At 55.5% G+C, this 20,481-nt stretch carries 12 protein-coding genes, 1 tRNA gene and 2 pseudogenes; 9 read left to right on the forward strand and 6 right to left on the reverse strand.

Annotated features, from left to right (window positions below):
* Window positions 1-178: 178 nt before the first annotated feature.
* A complete protein-coding gene (locus ACFPLB_RS00185; RefSeq protein WP_378227253.1) occupies window positions 179-391 on the reverse strand; it encodes a hypothetical protein in 213 nt (70 codons plus the stop codon).
* The gene (locus ACFPLB_RS00190) at window positions 391-585 is read right to left on the reverse strand and encodes a DNA-binding protein (protein WP_378227254.1); all 195 of its coding nucleotides are present in this window, start codon (window positions 583-585) and stop codon (window positions 391-393) included. Before ACFPLB_RS00190 ends, ACFPLB_RS00185 begins: the two co-directional genes overlap by 1 nt.
* Window positions 586-704: 119 nt before the next feature.
* Between ACFPLB_RS00190 and ACFPLB_RS00195 the strand changes: the two genes are divergently transcribed.
* Both ACFPLB_RS00195 and ACFPLB_RS00200 read left to right on the forward strand, forming a co-directional pair.
* Window positions 705-1,346 (forward strand): hypothetical protein, encoded by a 642-nt coding sequence (locus ACFPLB_RS00195; protein WP_378227255.1) that lies wholly within the window; start codon window positions 705-707, stop codon window positions 1,344-1,346.
* Window position 1,347: 1 nt separating this feature from the next.
* Window positions 1,348-2,561 (forward strand): annotated as a pseudogene (locus ACFPLB_RS00200) (tyrosine-type recombinase/integrase).
* Between the two features lie 57 nt (window positions 2,562-2,618).
* Here ACFPLB_RS00200 and ACFPLB_RS00205 read toward each other — a convergent pair.
* The 3 genes from ACFPLB_RS00205 to ACFPLB_RS00215 all read right to left on the reverse strand — a co-directional run bounded on the left by ACFPLB_RS00205 (window position 2,619) and on the right by ACFPLB_RS00215 (window position 4,128).
* Window positions 2,619-2,692: transfer RNA gene (locus ACFPLB_RS00205), tRNA-Gln, on the reverse strand.
* Window positions 2,693-2,807: 115 nt separating this feature from the next.
* Entirely contained in the window at window positions 2,808-3,749 is a 942-nt protein-coding gene (locus tag ACFPLB_RS00210; protein ID WP_378227256.1) for a lysylphosphatidylglycerol synthase domain-containing protein, read from the reverse strand.
* A 49-nt stretch (window positions 3,750-3,798) separates the two neighbouring features.
* The gene (locus ACFPLB_RS00215) at window positions 3,799-4,128 is read right to left on the reverse strand and encodes a hypothetical protein (protein ID WP_378227280.1); all 330 of its coding nucleotides are present in this window, start codon (window positions 4,126-4,128) and stop codon (window positions 3,799-3,801) included.
* On the opposite strand from ACFPLB_RS00215, the gene ACFPLB_RS00220 reads away from it, so the two are divergent.
* From ACFPLB_RS00220 to guaB, 3 genes are all read left to right on the forward strand, one after another.
* A complete protein-coding gene (locus ACFPLB_RS00220; RefSeq protein ID WP_378227257.1) occupies window positions 4,014-5,384 on the forward strand; it encodes a Ppx/GppA phosphatase family protein in 1,371 nt (456 codons plus the stop codon). The two genes, ACFPLB_RS00215 and ACFPLB_RS00220, sit on opposite strands and share 115 nt — an antisense overlap.
* Window positions 5,381-6,106, forward strand: coding sequence for an RlmE family RNA methyltransferase (locus ACFPLB_RS00225; protein ID WP_378227258.1), 726 nt, complete (start codon window positions 5,381-5,383; stop codon window positions 6,104-6,106). Before ACFPLB_RS00220 ends, ACFPLB_RS00225 begins: the two co-directional genes overlap by 4 nt.
* A 147-nt stretch (window positions 6,107-6,253) precedes the next feature.
* The gene (guaB, locus tag ACFPLB_RS00230; RefSeq protein ID WP_378227275.1) at window positions 6,254-7,756 is read left to right on the forward strand and encodes an IMP dehydrogenase; all 1,503 of its coding nucleotides are present in this window, start codon (window positions 6,254-6,256) and stop codon (window positions 7,754-7,756) included.
* Window positions 7,757-7,847: 91 nt separating this feature from the next.
* Here the strand turns inward: guaB and ACFPLB_RS00235 are convergent, their stop codons facing one another.
* Window positions 7,848-8,183 carry a protein tyrosine phosphatase family protein gene (locus tag ACFPLB_RS00235; RefSeq protein ID WP_378227259.1) on the reverse strand — a complete coding sequence of 112 codons (336 nt, stop codon included), beginning with the start codon at window positions 8,181-8,183 and terminating at the stop codon, window positions 7,848-7,850.
* Window positions 8,184-8,387: 204 nt separating this feature from the next.
* On the opposite strand from ACFPLB_RS00235, the gene ACFPLB_RS00240 reads away from it, so the two are divergent.
* From ACFPLB_RS00240 to ACFPLB_RS00255, 4 genes and pseudogenes are all read left to right on the forward strand, one after another.
* On the forward strand, window positions 8,388-8,729 hold the full coding sequence (locus ACFPLB_RS00240; protein WP_378227260.1) for a RidA family protein: 342 nt from the start codon (window positions 8,388-8,390) through the stop codon (window positions 8,727-8,729).
* A 390-nt stretch (window positions 8,730-9,119) separates the two neighbouring features.
* Window positions 9,120-17,714 (forward strand): glycoside hydrolase family 94 protein, encoded by an 8,595-nt coding sequence (locus ACFPLB_RS00245; RefSeq protein WP_378227261.1) that lies wholly within the window; start codon window positions 9,120-9,122, stop codon window positions 17,712-17,714.
* A gap of 267 nt (window positions 17,715-17,981) precedes the next feature.
* Window positions 17,982-19,766 carry a glucan ABC transporter ATP-binding protein/ permease gene (locus ACFPLB_RS00250; protein WP_378227263.1) on the forward strand — a complete coding sequence of 595 codons (1,785 nt, stop codon included), beginning with the start codon at window positions 17,982-17,984 and terminating at the stop codon, window positions 19,764-19,766.
* Window positions 19,767-19,948: 182 nt separating this feature from the next.
* Window positions 19,949-20,481 (forward strand): annotated as a pseudogene (locus ACFPLB_RS00255) (IS5 family transposase); the annotation flags it as partial.

Genomic DNA, 20,481 nt, shown 5'->3' on the forward strand with positions numbered 1-20,481 from the left:
AAAATCAGCGTTGAATCTGATTTGCAACCGGATGGGAATCCCAAAACCTTAAATCGTCACCACAACCTAGTGATGGTTTCTGCCGAAAAAACCCTGAACCATGGTGCGGGCTTCTTGCTTTGATTAGCTCTATCTGACATATTCATTATTCCTTTTGCTGCTCGCTAGAGCTTTCCAATCAGCCCGCCGTTCGCCCGGCGGGCTTTTTCTTGCGCGTTGTCATGACGCGACCTCGCCGCATTTCGAGCAGCGCAGGCGAGCTTTCAATTTCGATGCCGCCACCCGCATGTGGCCAGTGCAGGCCACGTAGATCGCATTCTGGTTGAGGCCGGGGCCAGTGATGCCCGCCAATCCAGACGATGTGATCGCCCACGTTAACTTGGACGCCCATCAAGCCGCCTCCGCGAAAAAGGAAAGAAGCTTCTGCTTCGATGCCGCCCACTGGCCTCCGATTTTCTTGGCCGGAAGGGCTCCGGTTTCCAGCAGACCGTAGGTTTGCCGGGGCGTGCGGTTGATCACCTTCGCAATCGCGGCGGCCCCCCAAACAATGTCGTTCCCGGCACTGATGCCTTCATTACCGCTCATCTTCATACTCCGCATTGTTATGAACTATAGAAAAAGTCCGTAACAATTGGTAGCATATTGTGCCGTTGGAGAAAATAAGTTAAATCCCATATCCGCAACTCGCAGAAGAAAGCGTAACGATGATACCTATTCACCTTGAATGGCGCAGGCCGGTCGATGGCGTCGAATTGCTCGAGGACGCACTTGCTGCCACGCTCGAAAAGCCAGACGGAAAAGTGTTTGCTTCTCGCTCCGACCGATTTGAGCCGGTAGCGTTCCGGGTGCACAATCTTGAAGACCCGCTATCTATTCGCCTCGTAAACTGTAACTCGGCGAGCGATATTATTGATTTCATAAGCCGCTTCGGGTTTCCCGATCACATCGGCGGGCGCGGCCATTCATACTATCCAGAGCTGATTGAATGGCATCGCGAAAACCTCACGGATTTGTTTTCGCTGACCTCCGTCGATAGTTCCGAGCGCCGCTCCGAGGTCGCAAACGAACTCCTTCACGAGACCGGAACAACCTTGCGTCCCGCCTTCGAGTGGTCCGAAGCTACAGGTCGAAGCAGTCTGATTGTTCGGGCGAGTTCTTTGGTCTCTCTCATGGCTATGGAGGCCGCGTTCGCAGTTGAAGCTGGCGCGACAATGACGCGCTGCGCACATTGCCACAAAGCATATCTGACGGGACCGTTGACCGGCCGCCGGTCGCATTCCGTTTATTGCTCGGATCGGTGCCGCGTCGCGGCTATGCGTGTCCGCAATGCAGGGAAGGGGTTCTGACATGGCTGTTCGAAAGCGCATCTGGACGACGACCAAGGGCGAGGAAAAGACCGCGTGGAAGGTTGACTATGCCGACATCAATGGCGTGCGCCGGCAGAAAACGTTCCGTCTGAAGAAAAACGCGGACGCCTATGAAGCGCGGGTAAAAATCGAGGTTAGTGAAGGCGTTCATGTTGCCGACCGCGCCACGATCACAGTCGGCGAGGCAGGCGACAACTGGATCAAGTCGTGCAAGGCGTCAGGGCTTGAGCGGACGACGACGGACCAGTACGAAAACCATCTTGAATTGCACCTGAAGCCCTTCGTCGGTCGCACGCTCCTATCCAAGCTTTCCGTGCCCGGCGTGCGCGCCCTGCAAGATCAGCTTCGCGACGAAGGCCGCTCACCGACCATGGTGAAGCGCGTGACGGTCAGCCTCGGCAGCATCCTCGCCGATGCGCAGGAGCGGGGCCTTGTCGCCCGTAACGTGGTGCGCGAGATAGCGCAGCGGCGCGGCAAGAACCGCGCCAGCGCCGTGGAGAAGCGTCAGAAAGCTCGCCTGCGCGCTGGCGTTGATATTCCCACGCCTGCCGAGGTCGGCCGGATCATCCAGAAAGCCGAAGGTCGATATCGCCCGTTTCTGCTGACAGCGATCTTTGCGGGCCTCCGCTCATCCGAACTGCGCGGCCTGCGGTGGGATGACATTGACCTGAAGCGGAGCCTTCTGCATGTGCGCCAGCGGGCCGACCGCTATCAAGAAATGGGGATGCCGAAATCGGATGCCGGGCAACGAACGATCCCGTTGCCGCCGATTGTCGTGAACACGCTCCGCGAGTAGAAGTTGCAATGCCCGAAGGGCGACCTCGGTCTCGTCTTCCCGAACGGCGAGGGCAACATTGAGTATCACGCCAACATCATCAAGCGCGGCCTTATCCCGACGCAGATTGCGGCAGGCGTGACGGCCGACAGCGGCAAGAAGGATGAAGAAGGCAACCCGATCATCACCGCAAAGTACACCGGCCTCCATGCCCTCCGGCACTTCTACGCAAGCTGGTGTATCAACCGCGTTGAAGACGGAGGCCTTGCCCTTCCGCCCAAGGTTGTGCAGGAGCGGATGGGACATTCATCGATCACGATGACGATGGACGTTTACGGCACTTGTTCCCCTCCACCGATGATTTTGACGCTTTGGCCGAGGCCGAGCGGCGGCTTCTGTCGTCTGCCAATGCGACATAAACGCGACATGGAGCGATTTCGGTGGGGTGGGATTTAGGCTAAGTGCTTGATTTTGTTTGGCTGGGGAACCTGGATTCGAACCAGGACTAACGGAGTCAGAGTCCGCGGGTCTACCGTTAACCTATTCCCCAGCAGGACCTGTTTTGCAAACAGAGCATTTGATTCCTGTTTGCAGCAGGTGGGTGCCTTTTAATCTGCCGAATGAATTAGTCAACCCCGACTGAAGCTACAATCGGGGTGTGGTGCTTAAATGTCGGCATCGTCACGCTGTTGCAGTTGTGCGCGCTCAAACAGGAGCACGACACCAAGGCTGAGGATAAATGGAATTATCAGATAAAGCAGACGAAATATGAGCAATGCAGCCAGAACATCGGCCACTTCCATGTCTGACAGACCGGCCAGGAAAACCACTTCCAAAACACCCAGCCCTCCCGGTGCATGGGAAATTTGTGCTGCTGAAAAAGACACCAGAAACACACCCAGCACCACGAGATAACCGGGGTTTCCAGTCTGTGGCAGTGCGAAATAAATGATCGCACACGCAGCCAGAATTTCCAGAGGACCAATGGTGAGTTGGCGCGCAACAATTGGAAGACGTGGATAATGAAGCTCGAAAGAGCCGATGCGCAAGGGGCGCAAATGCAGCCATGAGCCAAAAATATAGGCGATGACAGGAGCCAGAAAAACCATGGCCGATGCCCCTGAGAATTTTTCAAAATCCAGACTTGAAAATCGCTCCGGCAGGTCAGGCGCCAGAAACAGCACGATGGCGCCCACGCTCAGTGTCGATAAAACAAAGGTGAACCAGCATATGGCGACCAGACTGCCCACTTCCTGCCCGGTCAAACCCTTGGTGGCATAGGCGCGGTAGCGAATGACTGCGCCGGAAAATACCGAGCCACCAATATTGTGAGACAACGCATAGGTTGTGAAAGAGCACAGCGAGACAAACAGCCAGGAAATGCGCTTGCCAAGGTGTATAAGTGCGATGTGATCATAGCCAGCCAGTGCAATATAGGCGACCAGCGCGCTCAGTATGGACAGACCCCAGCCACTGACGGGAATTGCCGCAAGGCTGTCTTGCACGTCATCAAGAGAGATGTGGCGCAACTCATCCAGCAAAATCCAAATGGAAAATGTAACGGCTGCCAGTCCGATTGTCGGCCAGAAATAGCGCTTGAGTTTCATGCGCAAACTGTCTTGCCCAGCAAGCCTCTCCATGCGGAGTGGTCAAAAATCATGCAGTTATCGGCTCCCGGTGATTCCGAATTTTCAGAAATGCCTGATGAAGGCGCTGCCAGCAACCTTTTACTGCGAAAAATGACCCAACAGATTCTTTTGCAGCTTTGCTCTTGGTGAAAGCGGGCAGCACTGCTAGTGTTTTACCAACTTGATATGTGAGCGCCAGCAGCATCCAGATCACAGGTTTGCGCGGCGCCGGAAGGAACGAGCGTGAAAGACCGCGACACTGGCGAAAAAACGCCGGAGCGTGGTGGCTCTTCAGAATCGTCGGTGCTTTCAAAGGCGCCGCCGCATTCTGGTGGTCGCCATAAATCTGCGCTGGCAAGGCCAGTTGCTACCGGAGGCGCGGGGGCTGCTGCAAGCAATGGGCAACCTCGTAAACGACGCAAGCGGCGGCGTGGCCGCAAGGTTTATGCGCGTGACGGCCAGTCCGCCACAGCCCCGCAGCAACCGGAGAGCCGGGTTTCTGATGCAAAAAATGCGCCGCCTGATGGCGGCGACAGCGGCGCTGGGCAGGCTAACAAACGTCGATTGACGCCCCCGGATTTCACGCGGCATACGCCCGTGAGAGAACGTCCTGCTTTTGCCGCCCTTGATCTGGGCACCAATAATTGCCGCCTTCTGGTAGCCGTTCCCACCCGTTATGGTCAGTTCAGGGTGATCGATGCTTTTTCCCGGATCGTGCGCCTGGGAGAGGGGCTTTCCAGCAATGGCCGTCTGGGTGAAAAGGCCATGGACCGGGCGGTTGAGGCGTTGATCATATGTGCCGAGAAGCTGCGCAGCCGCAATGTCCGGCGTGCCCGGCTCATTGCCACTGAAGCATGTCGGTCTGCTGCAAACGGGGCGCAGTTTTTAGAACGGGTCAGCCAAGAAGCCGGGTTGAAACTTGAAATCATCGACCGTCAAACTGAAGCACGGCTTGCCGTCTCCGGCTGCGGGTCGCTGATTGAGCGCGACACCAAAGGTCTTGTGCTGTTTGATATAGGTGGCGGCTCTTCTGAAATTGCTCTGATTGATCTCAGCCATGGCCGGCGCTCCCGGCATCTTGCAAATCATATTGTCTCATGGACATCGTTGCCGGTTGGTGTTGTATCTTTGGCTGAGCGCTTTGGCGGCCGCATTGTCACCCCGGAAATTTTTGCCGCCATGGTTGATGATGTCTCCATGATGCTGACGTCCTTTGACGGCAGGGACAAGCTCGATCACATATTGGAAAGTCCGGGCTTTCATCTGCTTGGCACCTCCGGCACAGTCACCACTTTGGCCGGTGTGCATCTGGAATTGCCCCGATATGAGCGACGGCGTGTCGACGGGTTATGGATGGACCGCGACAGCGTGAACCGCATGATCGCAAAGCTGGTTGGCTGGGATTATCAGAGCCGGGTAGAAAATCCATGCATTGGCGCAGACCGGGCCGATCTTGTGCTGGCCGGTTGCGCCATATTGGAGGCCATACGTGCGGTATGGCCTTCGCAGCGATTGCGCGTGGCCGACAGAGGTTTGCGCGAGGGCATATTGAGTGAATTGATGGCGGAAGAAGGTGTATGGCGCCATTCCAGCCGGAACAGGTCGTGGCGATGACGAAGAAACCAGAAAAAACCGGTATTGGTGCTTCCCGAGTCCTGCGCACCAAAATCAAAAAGAAAAGCGGGTTGAAGGAATCATCGCGCCGCTGGCTTGAGCGGCATATGAACGACCCTTATGTGCAGCGTTCAAAGGCTGAGGGCTATCGCTCGCGTGCCGCCTACAAACTGATCGAGATCGATGACAAATACAAGCTGTTGAAGCCGGGCATGCGTGTGATCGATCTGGGCGCGGCTCCTGGTGGCTGGTGCCAGGTGGCGGCTGCGCGCGTAAAGTCGGATGTGGAAGCGCCAAGCGTTGTCGGCATCGATTATCTGGAAATGGATGCGATTCCGGGAACGACCATACTAGAACTGGATTTTTTGGATGATGATGCGCCCGACAGGCTGATTGAGGCGCTGGGTGGCAAACCGGATATGGTGCTGTCTGATATGGCGGCTCCCACAACCGGGCATCGGCGCACCGATCATTTACGCACCATGTATCTGTGCGAGGTGGCCGCCGATTTTGCCATGTCGGTTTTGCAGCCGGGCGGGCATTTTTTGACAAAAACCTTTCAGGGCGGCACGGAAGGTGGATTGCTGGATGTGTTGAAAAAGAATTTTCGCACCGTTCACCATGTCAAGCCGCCAGCTTCGCGCGATGAGTCGGTAGAGCTTTATCTGCTGGCCCGCGATTTCAGAGGCAGGGCAATATCGGGCGCCCAGGACGATTCATAAAATCGCATATTATAAAATCGCACGTGCCCGGCTTTTCAGGAGTGCGGAAGCGTGGTACGAGCCACTGCCATTCCTGAAGGGGAAAAAGACGATCCGGCGCGGGCCATGCGGGCTTTCGTGCCCTTTTATGTATCCGGGATACAGGCCATGGCAAAAATCATTGAAACCTCCACTGGCGCATTGGCGCTTACCTTTGACGATGTGCTGTTGCAGCCGGGTCATTCTGATGTCATGCCCGGTGAAGTCGATATTTCCACGCGCATTGCCGGTGATATTGATCTGAACCTGCCGATTATTTCAGCGGCCATGGATACGGTCACGGAAGCGCGTCTGGCCATCGCCATGGCGCAGGCGGGTGGCATTGGTGTCATCCATCGCAATCTGACCCCGGTTGAGCAGGCCGAACAGGTGCGCCAGGTCAAGAAATTTGAATCGGGCATGGTGATCAATCCTGTCACCATTGGTCCTGATGCAACCTTGGCTGATGCGCTGGCCTTGATGAGCACGCATGGCATTTCCGGTATTCCGGTAGTCGAAAATGGCGGTAGCGGCGGCCATACAGCCGGGCGACTGGTTGGCATCTTGACCAATCGTGACGTGCGCTTTGCGTCTGATCCGGCTCAGCGTGTTTATGAACTGATGACGCGCGAAAATCTGATTACGGTCAAGGAAAATGTCGATCAGGAAGAAGCCAAACGGCTGCTGCACCAGAATCGTATTGAAAAACTGGTGGTGACCGACAGCAAGGGAATATGTGTCGGCCTGATTACCGTCAAGGACATTGAAAAGACCCAGCTCAATCCCAATGCGTCAAAAGATGCGCAAGGTCGTTTGCGGGTTGCGGCCGCCACCAGCGTCGGTACCGATGGTTTTGAGCGGGCAGAGCGGCTGATTGATGCGGGCGTTGATCTTCTGGTGATCGATACAGCCCATGGCCATTCGCAGCGCGTTCTGGATGCGGTGACGCGGGCCAAAAAACTTTCCAGCGACATCCGTATCATGGCTGGCAATGTTGCCACTGCCGAGGGAACGCAGGCCCTGATCGATGCCGGCGCCGATGCGGTCAAGGTCGGTATCGGGCCAGGCTCGATCTGCACGACCCGTATCGTGGCAGGTGTGGGTGTGCCGCAACTCTCAGCTGTCATGGCCGCAGTCGAGGTTGGCCTCAAAGCCAATATCTCGATCATTGCCGATGGTGGCATCAAGTTTTCCGGCGATGTGGCAAAGGCGCTGGCGGCCGGTGCAACAGCCGTCATGGTTGGTTCGCTGCTGGCCGGCACCGAAGAAAGCCCGGGCGAGGTTTATTTGCATCAGGGCCGCTCCTTCAAGGCCTATCGCGGCATGGGCTCTGTTGGCGCCATGGCGCGTGGCTCTGCCGATCGTTATTTTCAGGCGGAAGTGCGCGATACGCTCAAACTGGTGCCTGAAGGTATTGAAGGGCAGGTTCCTTACAAGGGGCCGGTTGGTGGCGTCCTGCATCAGCTTGCAGGCGGCCTGAAAGCCTCGATGGGCTATGTGGGCGGGCGTGATCTTGCAGCATTTCGTGAGCGCGCCACCTTTGTGCGCATCTCCAATGCGGGCCTGCGCGAAAGCCATGCCCATAATGTGACCATCACGCGCGAAAGCCCGAACTATCCCGGCGCTGCTTGAAGCAGTCTCTCGAAAAGGCGGTCATGGTGGCGACACCATGACCCGTCAAAGTCTGAGCCCGAATAAAAGTCTGGACCCAGATATTATGGTTTCAAACAATCTTCTGAACAGCCAGAAAGAGGTTGGTGCAACGCCCGCCTGAGCGGCAATAGGCAAGAATCGGCAAAGGAAGTTCTTGCAGCGCTTTGGCCTGTTCGGCAACATTGTCGGCACTTATCTGACCGCTGATAACGGGAATATAGCGAAAGGTCAGACCGGCAGATTCCACAGCCGCGCGCACAGCATCCTGCTTTGGCTGATCAGCCTGTTCGCCATCGGGTCGGTTGCAAATCACGCTTTTGAAGCCGGCGGCTGCGATTTGTGTCACATCGGCAGGCTCGATCTGGCCTGTGACGGAATAATCTTCACTGATTTGACGGATTTCCATAAAACACCTCGGATAGGGTCAGGCCACTCAGGTGGCAGTTTTTCTCTACATGCCAAAGCTGAAACTTGCAGGCAAGCTGCGCAATTTCTGAGTGCAGATGTTTTTTTAAAAAACCGGCAAGAGTCAGCGGGCTTGCTGTTACAGCAAAAAATAGTTCTATCTATGATGTCCCATACAGGCATGAATTTCAGGAAGGAAACAAAGATGACCATCCGTCGTTTGGATATTGGCCCGCGCATGAGTGATATCGTCATTCATGGCGATACTGTTTATCTGTCTGGCCAGGTAGGCGAGGGCAATACGGTTGCAGAGCAGACACGCAATCTTCTGGCAACTGTGGACCAGCTTCTGGCGCAGGCAGGAACTGACAAGACCAAAATTTTGCAAACCATTATCTGGCTGGCCGATATGTCAACTTTTGATGAAATGAATAGTGCCTGGGAAGCGTGGATTCCACAAGGACATACACCGGCAAGAGCGACTGGCGAGGCCAAATTGGCAGACCCGGATCTCAAGGTGGAGATGATCATCACCGCAGCTATTTAAGCATTTTGCAGCCAGACAGCTTTGTCTGGCGTTGCATAAATGCGGCTAAACAAGATGATTTTGCAGCCAGACAGTTTTGTCTGGCGCTGCACAAATGCGGCTAAACAAGATGATTTTGCAGCCAGACAGTTTTGTCTGGCGCTGCACAAATATCCGGCTTTATCATACAGGGCAAAGCCGTGTCGGGTTTGCAATCTCGCTCATTCAACAATGGCTGTAGCAAATCTTTATGCAACGCAGCATTTGCGCCATTGCACACTGCATGTGTGACAAAGTAACCCCGTGCTGCAACCTTTTGCCTCTTAAATTGTATATATTGAGGGTGGTCAGGCTCCGACCGCCATCATTTCCTGACCTGTGGGCCATTATTTCTTGACCTGTGGACTATCAATGAATCTTCAAATCAGCCCGGATAGCCTTGAAACCACATCAGTGGCCGTACCTCTTGAAGAAGAGCCGCCGATCCGTGCCCAATTTTTTCAGGAAGACCGGCTGCATCTGCTCGGGCAGCAAATGGCCAGAGGGGATATCCAAAGTGTGGAAGGTTTTGCGGGCCTGGATTTTCAGAGCCGCATTCGTGATTCTGCGACCAGAGTATTAGAGGTTTACCGCTCGACAAATACGGCGCAGGCAAAGGGCGAAACCGTTACACCCGCGGCCCAATGGTTGCTGGATAATAATTATCTGGTTGAAGAAACCATATATCAGATCAAGCGTGACCTGCCGCGCCGCTTTTACCAGCAACTCCCGGAAATTGAACTGAAGGCTGGTTTGAAAATACCAAGAGCGCTTGCCATTGCATGGGCTTATGTTGCCCATTCCGACAGTTCGATATCGGCGCAGGCATTCAAGGCGATTGTTGACGGGTTCCAATCTGTTGAGCCGATGAGAATCGGGGAGGTCTGGGCGCTTCCTTCGCTGCTGCGATTTGTGCTGATCGAAAATTTGCGACGCATTGCTGTTCGCGTTGAAAGTGCGCGCAAGATGCGCCTGATTGCCAATGAGGTGGCCGATCATGCGCTGGCTTCGGCAAATGGCGGCAACCGTGAGCAGATGATGTCTGGCTATCGTGCCTATGCACGCGACACAAGTTTTTCCACTCAGCTTCTTTATCGCCTGCGTGATGGGTCGCAAAATGCGGGCAGGGCATTGGAATGGCTGGAAGGTGAACTGGAAAAATTTGGTTCGGATGCCGAGCAGATCATCATTGAAGAACACCAGACCTTGTCGCAAGGCAATGTCACCACGGGCAATATCATCCAGGGCTTGCGCCTTATCAATGATATTGACTGGACGGTCTGGTTTGAAGATGTCAGCCGTATTGACGCCCTTCTGCGTGAAAAATCCGACTATTCGACACTTACCTTTGCCTCGCGTGACCAGTATCGCGCAGCAATTGAGGATCTGGCGCGTCGTTCTGCGCCTCATTCGGAATATGATGTTGCCGAAATGGCTGTGGCCATGGCTGCCCGATCTGCCGGTCGCCCTGAAATGGCGGGCGCTCCATCCGATGTCGGCTTTTATCTGGTTGGCCCCTTGCGCCCGGTCTTGGAAAAAGAACTTGGCTATCAGGTGCCTTTTAGCCTGTCGCTGAAACGTTCCTTTAGCAGGGCTGGCTGGCTGGGCATTGCCGTTCCGGTCTTTGCGCTGACTGTGCTGCTGCTTGTCATGAGTGGCAATGCACTTGCAGCGCTTGGCCTGCCGACATGGGCCGTGGCACTTATGCTGGTGCTGTTTTCGGTGCCTGCCAGTGAAGGGGCGCTGGGTTTTTTCAATACGGTGGTGCTGCTTTTCTTAAAGCCGACGCGCCTGATCGGCTATGACTATAAGGAAGAAATTCCCGCTAGCGCCCGCACACTTGTCGTGGTTCCCTCACTCATTGGATCTTACGATGATGTTGAGGAAAACATCCGCAATATCGAGGTGCATCATCTTGCCAATGTTTCGGATGAACTTTATTTCGCGCTGCTTTCCGACTGGCCTGACAGTGACAGTGAACTGAGCGCCTCAGACACTGAAATTCTTGACTTTGCACGCGCCGAAATTGCCCGGTTGAACCAGCGTTACCCGTCAGAATCTGCGCCACGCTTTCATCTTCTGCACCGGCACAGGCTTTACAATCCCGCACAAGGCACATGGATGGGATGGGAGCGCAAACGCGGTAAATTGCATGAGTTGAATCTTTTACTGCGGGGCGATGGTGACACCACCTTCCTGCCGCCAGAAGCCCCGTTGCCTGAAAATATCGTTTATGTCATGACACTGGATGCCGACACCCGCACCACCCGCGATGCCGTCAGCAGGTTGATCGGCAAGCTGGCGCACCCGCTAAATTGCCCCCATTATGATCCAGAAGCGCGCAAGGTGACGGCGGGCTACACTATTTTGCAGCCACGCATAACGCCTTCACTGACGTCGGGTGACGAGGCTTCATTCTTCCAGCGTGTCTTTTCCTCGGACCGCGGTCTTGACCCTTATGTGTTTGCCGTTTCTGATCTTTATCAGGATGTTTTCGGGGCCGGCACATTCACCGGCAAGGGCCTTTATCATATCGACAGCTTTGAAGCAGCGCTCAAGGACCGTTTCGATGAGAACACCATTTTAAGCCACGATCTGGTTGAGGGCGCTTTTGCCCGCTCGGCGCTGGTCAGCGATGTGGAACTGGTTGAAGATTATCCGACCCGCTATCTGGTTGATGCCTCGCGCCAGCATCGCTGGTCACGCGGCGACTGGCAGTTGCTTAATTTCATTTTCAATCCGCGTTCCGGCGTTCCTGCCCTTTCCCGCTGGAAAATGACGGATAATCTGCGCCGCACACTTACCCCGATTTTCTGGGTGATGGCGGCCATTGCAGGCTGGACGCTGCTGCCATTTACACAGGCGGCCCAATGGCAGGCGCTGTTGATCCTGTCGCTGTTCATGGCTCCCACCTTCAATATCGTGGATGGCTTATGGCCCAAAAGCCGGGATTCAACGCCGCGCGGGCATTTTTCGGCGCTGGGTCGCGATATTGCCTTTGGAACGGCTTTGGTGGCGCTGCGCGTTGTGCTGATGGCGCATTCGGCCTGGATGATGGGTGATGCCATCATCCGCACCCTGTATCGGCTTTTTGCTTCGCGCAAGAATCTGCTGGAATGGCGCACAGCCTCGCAGGCTCACAAGAGCGGCGCAAATGAGCTCAGCTCTTATTATTCATCCATGTATGGGGCGGTGATCATTGCCATTATCGGCGTTGCATTGCCGGTTTATGCCGATTCCACCGGTGCATTTGTGGCTTTTTTCTTTGCCCTGTTCTGGATCGGTTCGCCAGCTTTTGCCTGGCTCATCAGCCGCTCGGCCGAGACCGAGGATCGTTTGCGACTGGCGCCATCCGACAAATATGCCCTGCGTGTCGCGGCGCGGCGCACATGGCTTTATTATGAAACCTTTGTCACGCAAGAGCATCATTTCCTTCCGCCTGACAATTTTCAGGAAAGCCCGGCGCCTGTTGTGGCCTCGCGTACCTCGCCCACCAATGTGGGGGTCTATCTGTTGTCTGTGGTCTCGGCGCGTGATTTTGGCTGGATCAGCATGATGGATGCCGTTACCCGCATGGAGGCAACGCTTGCAACCATTGAAAACATGCCCCGCGAGCGCGGCCATTTGTATAACTGGTATGATACAAAGACGCTTAAACCCCTGCATCCTTTGTATATTTCATCTGTAGACAGCGGCAATCTGGCTGGTCATCTGGTGGCCGTTGCGGCTGCATGTGCACAGTGGTCACAAGCGCCATCGGTGCATTTGCATGGTGATTTTGAAGGCGTTCTGGATGTGGTTGCGATTCTGGAAGAAAGCCTTGCGGCCTTGCCTGATGACCGTCGCCAATTGCGTCCCTTGCGCCAGCGGCTGGCGGATCGGCTGGAGGGCATGCGCCGGGCGGTGCGCACGATTCAGAAACAGCCTGAAATGGCTTCAATCCGAACCCTCAACCTTTCAGTTCTTTCGGGTGAAATCCGCAAGCTGGCAATGGCCATAGATGGGGAAATCGGCTCCGGGCTCTCAGAGGATTTAAGGGGGTGGGCCACCCGTCTGGATGGCGTTTGCGAGGCGCATGTCCAGGATTCGCACAGCGATGATCATACGGTAAAAGATTTGCGTAGCCGCTTGCTGCAATTGCACACACGTGCACGCCGCTATGCTTTTGAGATGGATTTTTCTTTCCTCATGCGCCGTGAGCGTAAACTGCTGTCCATCGGCTACCGGGCAGAAGAGCACCAGCTTGACGAGGCCTGTTATGACCTTCTGGCATCCGAGGCGCGGCTGACATCGCTGTTTGCTGTCGCCAAGGGCGATCTGCCAACCGAACATTGGTTCAAGCTGGGACGCCCCATCGTGGAAGTCGGTTTTCGTGGTGCGCTCATATCATGGTCGGGTTCGATATTTGAATATCTGATGCCGCCGCTGGTGATGAAGGAGCCGCAGGGCAGCCTGCTCAACCAGACAAACAATCTTATCATCAAGCGCCAGATACAGTATGGCCGCTCGCGCAATGTGCCATGGGGGATTTCGGAAGCTGCTTACAATGCCCGCGACCGTGAGCTGACCTATCAATATACCAATTTTGGCGTTCCGGGGCTGGGCCTCAAGCGCGGACTGGCGCAAAATCTGGTGATTGCACCTTATGCCACCATTCTGGCGGCGCAGTTCATGCCGCGTGAGGCCGTGGAAAACCTGAAACACCTTGAAAGCATTGGTGCGCTTGGGCGCTATGGCTATCATGATGCGGTGGATTTCACGCCACAACGTGTGCCCGAAGGGAAAAACCATGCGGTGGTGCAAAATTATTATGCGCATCATTCAGGCATGTCGATCGCGGCAATTGCCAATGTGGTTTATGAAGGCCGCTTGCGGGATCGTTTTCATTCCGATCCGGTGATTGAAGCGGCTGAATTGCTGCTTCAGGAAAAGGCGCCGCGTGAAATTCCCGCCGATACGGTGCGTACGGAAGCCGAGGAGCGTCCGCTGATGGACGGGCAGGAGACGCAAAGCCTCGATACGCGCATCATATCAGACCCGGTAAGTGCGTTGCGCGCCACCAGCCTGATGTCGAATGGTCATTATTCGATGATGCTGACGGCAACCGGTTCTGGCTACAGCCGCTGGGGCGACCTTTCGGTCACGCGCTGGCATCCCGATCCGGTTGAAGACCGGATGGGCAGCTATCTGTTCCTGCGCGATGTGGACAGTGGTGAATGGTGGTCGGCGACAGTCGAACCGAAGCAGGCACCGGGTGAAATTACACAGACCCGTTTTTCGGATGACAAGGCCGTTTTTGTCAAGAATGTTCAGACATTGCGCTCCGAGGTCGAATGTATCGTCATTTCCGAAGGCCATGGCGAGGGGCGGCGCATTACCCTTCACAATGATGGTTCGGACGACCGCTATATCGAGGTTACGTCTTTTGCAGAACTGGTTCTGGCCCCGGAAATGGCGGACAACGCCCATCCGGCATTTTCCAAAATGTTTGTGGAAACAGAAATTACTGCTGATAAGGGGGCGATTTTTGCCCGCAGGCAAAAGCGAGATCACAATGAGCCTGACATTGTCATGGTTCATTTCATTTCTGACCCAACCGGACTTCCCCGCGACAGCGAAGCCGAAACGGACAGGCGCGCCTTTATTGGTCGCGGGCGCACGATTGCCAATCCGGCAGCCATGGACCCCGGTGCGCGATTGAGCGGCCAAAGCGGTTTTACGCTTGATCCGGTCATTGCATTGCGCCGCAAGGTGCGGGTGCCGGCAAACAAGAAAGTATCGCTGACCTTCTGGACCTGCGTTGGGGCTGCGCGTGAAGAACTGGATGATGCCATCAATCGCCTCGACCATCCTGAAAGTTTTGCCCGTCAGGCAATGCTGTCATGGACCCGCTCGCAGGTGCAGACGCGCCATCTGGAACTGAGCCTTGCCGATGCGGCAATCGGGCAAAGCCTGTCAGGCTATCTCCTTTATCCGGATACGGATTTGCGGCTGCCCTCTGATGCGATCGCCAAAGGGCTTGGCAAGCAATCAAGCCTGTGGCCGACCAGTATTTCGGGGGATTATCCGATCTTCGCCATTCGCATTGACGATCTGGCCGATGTGGAAATCGTTGCACAAGCTCTGCGCTATCAGGAATATATGCGCGCCCGCGGGCTGATGGCCGATCTGGTCATCGTCAATGAGCAGTCCTCTTCCTATGTGCAGGATTTGCAGCAGGCCATTGATTCCTTGTGCGAAAACAGCCGTCTGCGCGGGTCTGAACTGGGGCCGCGCCAGCATATATTTGCAGTGCGCCGCGACCTGATGGACGAGACGACCTATCGCACATTGCTGGCGACAGCGCGTGTGGTCTTGCACACCCGCAATGGCAGGATCAGCGACCAGATCGAGCGTGCTGAACTGACGGCCCTGCAGGCGCGCGTGGCTGCAAAAAACAACTCTGATACGCTGCCGCCACGTCAGGATGTGCCGCGAGCAATCGTCCAAACTCCTCCTTCATCGGGAAAAAATTTAGCAGAGCACAAGCAAGCCGATGGCACAGGGCTTGCCAACTGGAATGGATTTGGCGGCTTTGAAGGCGATGGTCGCCGCTATGTGGTGCGCCTGACCGGCAACAGGGTGACGCCGCAACCATGGATCAATGTGATTGCCAATGAAAATTTTGGCTTTCACATTTCAGCAGAAGGGGCAGCCTTCACCTGGAGCCGCAACAGCCGCGATTATCAGATCACGCCATGGTCCAATGATCCGGTGCGCAATCGACCAGGTGAGGGGATTTATATCCATGATCTGGAGAGTGGAGCCAGTTTTTCTCCCGTTGCCGCCATGTTGCGCAATGAAGCGGCGGTTTATGAAGCCGTTCATGGTCAGGGATTTTCTACCTTCCGCACCAGCCAGAATGGGCTTGAGGTGGAATTGACGCATCTTGTCGATCCTGCTGATCCGATAAAATTGTCACGATTGCGTATCCGCAATACGGGCACATCTGCGGTCCGGCTGCGGATCTATGCCTATGCCGAATGGGTGCTTGGCGCGCATCGTTCGCGCACCGCCAGCACCCTTGTTCCTGCACAGGATGCCGCAACAGGGGCTCTGCTTGCCTCCAACCCCTATAATCTGGATTTTGGAGGCCGGGTCGCGTTTCTCGCCTGTGATGGCCACCCTGATTCCGTCACGGCAAATCGCGCAGAATTTATCGGGCAGGGCGGGTCAAGTGAGTATCCGCTGGCCGCCTTTGAGGGGCGTGTGCTTTCGGGCCGTGTTGAGGCCGGTGACGATCCTTGTGCTGCGCTGGCGCGTGATGTGGAAATTGCTGCAGGTGATGAAGCCTCGATTCTGTGGCTGATGGGCGATGCAGAAACAGAAGCACAGGCTTCTGCTCTGATTGCCCGTCATTGTCAGGCTGATTTTGACCAGCGCCTTGACGAGACAAACACTGATTTGCGTAATTTCCTGGATAAGATCCAGGTCGAAACGCCCGACAAGGCGCTTGACGCCATGGTCAATCACTGGCTGCCTTATCAAAGTCTGGCCTGTCGCATCCGGGCGCGGTCCGCCTTTTATCAGGCCAGTGGCGCCTTTGGTTTTCGCGATCAACTGCAAGACACGCTGGCGCTGCTTTCCCATGACCCGGGACTGGCGCGCGCACAGATATTGAATGCAGCCGGGCGGCAGTTTCCTGAAGGCGATGTCCAGCATTGGTGGCTGCCGCGTACAGGGGCAGGCGTTCGCACCATCATTTCCGATGATGTGGTCTGGCTTGGCCATGCCGTTGCCTATTACATAAAGGTGACAGGCGATCTGAGCATTCTTGACGAAAAACTTGCCTTCCTTCTGGGGCGGGAACTGGGCGAAAACGAGCATGATGCCTTTTTCATTCCCGAAACCTCAGACCAGAATGTTGCTCTTTATGAGCATTGTGCGCGCGCGCTTGATCTGGCCATCAAACGCAGTGGTCCTGACGGGCTGCCGCTCATTCTGGGCGGAGACTGGAATGATGGCATGAACAGGGTGGGGGCTCAGGGCCGGGGCGAAAGTGTCTGGCTTGGCTGGTTCCTGCTCAAAACGCTGGCTGATTTTGAGCCGATTGCGCAGGCGCAAGGCGATGAGGCCCGCGCAAAAGCCTGGCGCCTTCATGGGGAGACGCTGAAACAGGCATTGGAAAATACGGCATGGGATGGACAATGGTATCGTCGCGGCACGTTTGACGATGGAACACCGCTTGGCTCGCATTTGTCGCAGGAGTGTCAGATTGATTCCATTGCCCAGTCATGGAGCGTCTTGTCAGGTAAGGGCGATCCGGCCCGATCCCGCATGGCTATGGAACATGCAGGCAAGATGCTGGTTGATGCTGAACACAAGCTTGTCAGGCTGTTTACGCCGCCATTTTCCAATTGGGAAAAGGAGCCTGGTTACATCAAGAGCTATCCGCCGGGTGTGCGTGAAAATGGCGGCCAATATACACATGCTGCAACCTGGTTTGTGATTGCACTGGCTGAAATGGGGCAGGCCGATGAAGCCTATCGCTGCTTCAGCCTGCTCAACCCCGTCAATCATGCGCTCGATGAGCTTGCTGCCGAACATTACCGGGTCGAGCCTTATGTGGTGGCTGCCGATGTCTATTCAGCCGACAAGGCAGGCCGTGGTGGCTGGACCTGGTACACAGGCTCGGCCAGCTGGCTCTACCGTGCTGCTGTCGAGGCCATACTCGGCATTCAGCAGCGCGGCGATATGATTGATCTGAAACCGCAGATCCCGTCCCATTGGGAAGGTTATAGCGCCCGTCTTTCATTGGGTGGAGGAACACAAACTCTCAAGGTGCAGCGCAAGGCTGGTGCAACAGCAGCAACCCTTGAGGTGGACGGCAGAAAAGTGAAAGGAACGTCGTTTCCTCTCAAATCTGGCCAGACAGATATTGTGATGACATTACCAGGTCCGGCAAAGCCAAAAATGACCCGGGAATGATAGCCGGGGCATTGGTCAGGCCGCTTATGTTCCGCTCGGCTTTCAAGATTGTGGCAGCCTTGCCACAATGATCACAATTTGGCCTTGCCAGAGCCATTTTTGCTGATAACTCAATCTATTAGGTGATCACATTAAATTTCAAAACGTAGTTATGTTTTGTTCGTACAGAAGGAACTGACGCTGTAGATGGACATTGTTGTTGCGCCTGCCGCCCTTATGTTTTCGGGCGCTATGGGCGCGCAATAAATGGTTCTATGGAGTAAGCGAGTGTCCCTTCTGCAAGTCTACTGGAGAGCGCTCAGCTATCTGGCAACTGATATCAAGCGGGTTGCGTTTATCTGCGGTGTGAATGTCGGGCTGGCTGCGGTCGCCATTCTTGAGCCGGTCATGTTCGGGCGGATCATCGATGCGATTTCGGAGCGGGCCAATGTGGTGCCCCCGCTTGTGTTCTGGGCGGGCCTTGGCGTCTTCAATATCATTGCTTTTGTTCTGGTTGCCCGCGGAGCCGATCGCTTTGCCCACAAGTTGCGCGGCGATGTGTTGTCGGACTCATTTGCGCGCATCATCAATATGCCGCTTGCCTGGCACCACATGCGCGGCACGTCCAATTCCCTGCACACGCTGCTGCGTGCTGTCGAAACCCTGTTTTCCTTATGGCTGGAATTCATGCGCCAGCACCTTTCTACCGCAGTCGCGCTCATATTGCTGGTACCGACTGCCTTGTCGCTTGATTTGCGCATGTCGGCGGTTTTGCTGGTTCTGGGCGTGGTCTATTATGCGGTGGGGCGCGTGGTCATGCGCAAGACCCGTGAAGGGCAGGCCAGTGTCGAGCGCCATTATCACACCGTGTTTGCACATGTATCTGATTGCGTCAGCAATGTTGGCGTGCTCCAGAGCTACAACCGTATCGGGCATGAAGCCGCCGCACTGAAGCGCTTTGTCAATGATTTGCTGGATGCGCAATATCCGGTTCTGGACTGGTGGGCGCTGGCCAGCGCCATGCACCGCCTGTCCTCCACCATTTCGATGATGGTTATCCTGCTGGTTGGTTCCTATCTGGTGGTGCAGGGGCAGTTGCGCATCGGCGATGTGATTGCCTTTACCGGTTTTGCCAGCCTGCTGATTGCGCGGCTCGATCAGGTCTCTGCCTTTGCCAATCAGATTTCTGAAGCCAGGGCAAAGCTTGAGGATTTTTACAGGATGGAGGATTCGGCGCGCGAAGAGAGCGAACCTGCCGGATTGCGCGCAATCGGTAAAGTTGCCGGCGATGTGTGCTTTGAAAATGTCTGTTTTGAATTTCCAAATTCGGGGCAGGGGCTTGATGATGTTTCTTTTCAGGTCAAAGCCGGTCAAACAGTTGCCATTGTCGGCCCCACAGGCGCTGGCAAGACAACACTTATCAATCTGTTGCAGCGCGTGTTTACCCCGCAGCGAGGTCGCATTCTTATTGATGGTGTCGATACCAGCACGGTTACAGCGCATTCGGTGCGCCATTGCATTGCCACTGTGTTTCAGGATGCGGGCCTGTTGGACCGCTCGATTGAGGACAATATCCGCATCGGCAGAGCCAACGCCTCTTATGACAAGATTCACGATGCGGCACGTGCTGCTGCGGCAGAAGACTTTATTCTGGCCAGAGGCGAGGGCTATGACACGATTGTCGGTGAGCGTGGCGGCAAACTTTCCGGCGGGGAGCGCCAGCGCATTGCCATTGCCCGTGCGGTTTTGAAAAATGCACCGATCCTTGTTCTGGATGAGGCAACCAGCGCACTTGATGTGGAAACCGAAGAGCGGGTGAAACAGGCCATCGATGAATTACGGCGCGAGCGCACGACCTTCATCATTGCGCATCGCCTGACAACGGTTCGTGACGCGGATCTGGTGGTGTTTCTGGACAGGGGCCGGATTGTGGAAATGGGTAGCTTTGCCGAGCTTTCCATCCGTAATGGACGCTTTGCCGCCCTGTTGCGGGCTGGTGGCCTGCTTAATGATGAAGAGGTCCGGCGTCTGTCGCATAATATATCTGTTGTTGAAAACGAGTTTGCTGCCTAGAGTATTTTGCAGTCAGACGGAATCGTCTGGCGTCGTACAAATGCGGCTAAAACAAGAGCTTAGAATATTTTATCCGTTTTTCGTGAAAACAAGAAATACTCTAGGTTGTGGTGACGATTTAAGGTTTTGGGATTCCCATCCGGTCGCAAATCAGATTCAACGCTGATTTTGGGAGATCGGCGATGGACTGTGATGCACTTCGGGATGACCAGTGGGAACGGATCAAGAGCTTGGTGCCGGGCGGCACCAAAGGCAAGCGCGGCCCACGCACCGATAATCGCAAGTTCCTCGACGCACTGTTGTGGATGGCGCGCTCGGGCGGGCGCTGGCGCGACCTGCCGGAACGGCTGGGCGATTACCGCAGCGTGAAGCGACGCTACTATCGCTGGATCGAGATGGGCGTACTGGATGACATGCTGGAAACGCTGGCCCGCGAAGCCGATCTGGAATGGCTGATGATCGACAGTACCATCGTGCGTGCCCACCAGCATGCTGCTGGAGCGTGCAAGGTAAAAGGGGGGCGGATGCCCAGGGCCTGGGTCGGTCTCGCGGTGGCCTGAGCACCAAGATCCATGCCGCCACCGAGGGCTCGGGCTTCCCGTCCGACTGATCGCCTCACCCGGCCAGCGCAACGATATCGCGTTTGCCCATGACCTGATCGACGGCATCAAGGCCGAGGCGACCCTTGCCGACAAGGGATACGATGCCGACCATC

The organism is Aquamicrobium segne, assembly GCF_042656785.1.
Taxonomy (GTDB): domain Bacteria; phylum Pseudomonadota; class Alphaproteobacteria; order Rhizobiales; family Rhizobiaceae; genus Mesorhizobium; species Mesorhizobium segne.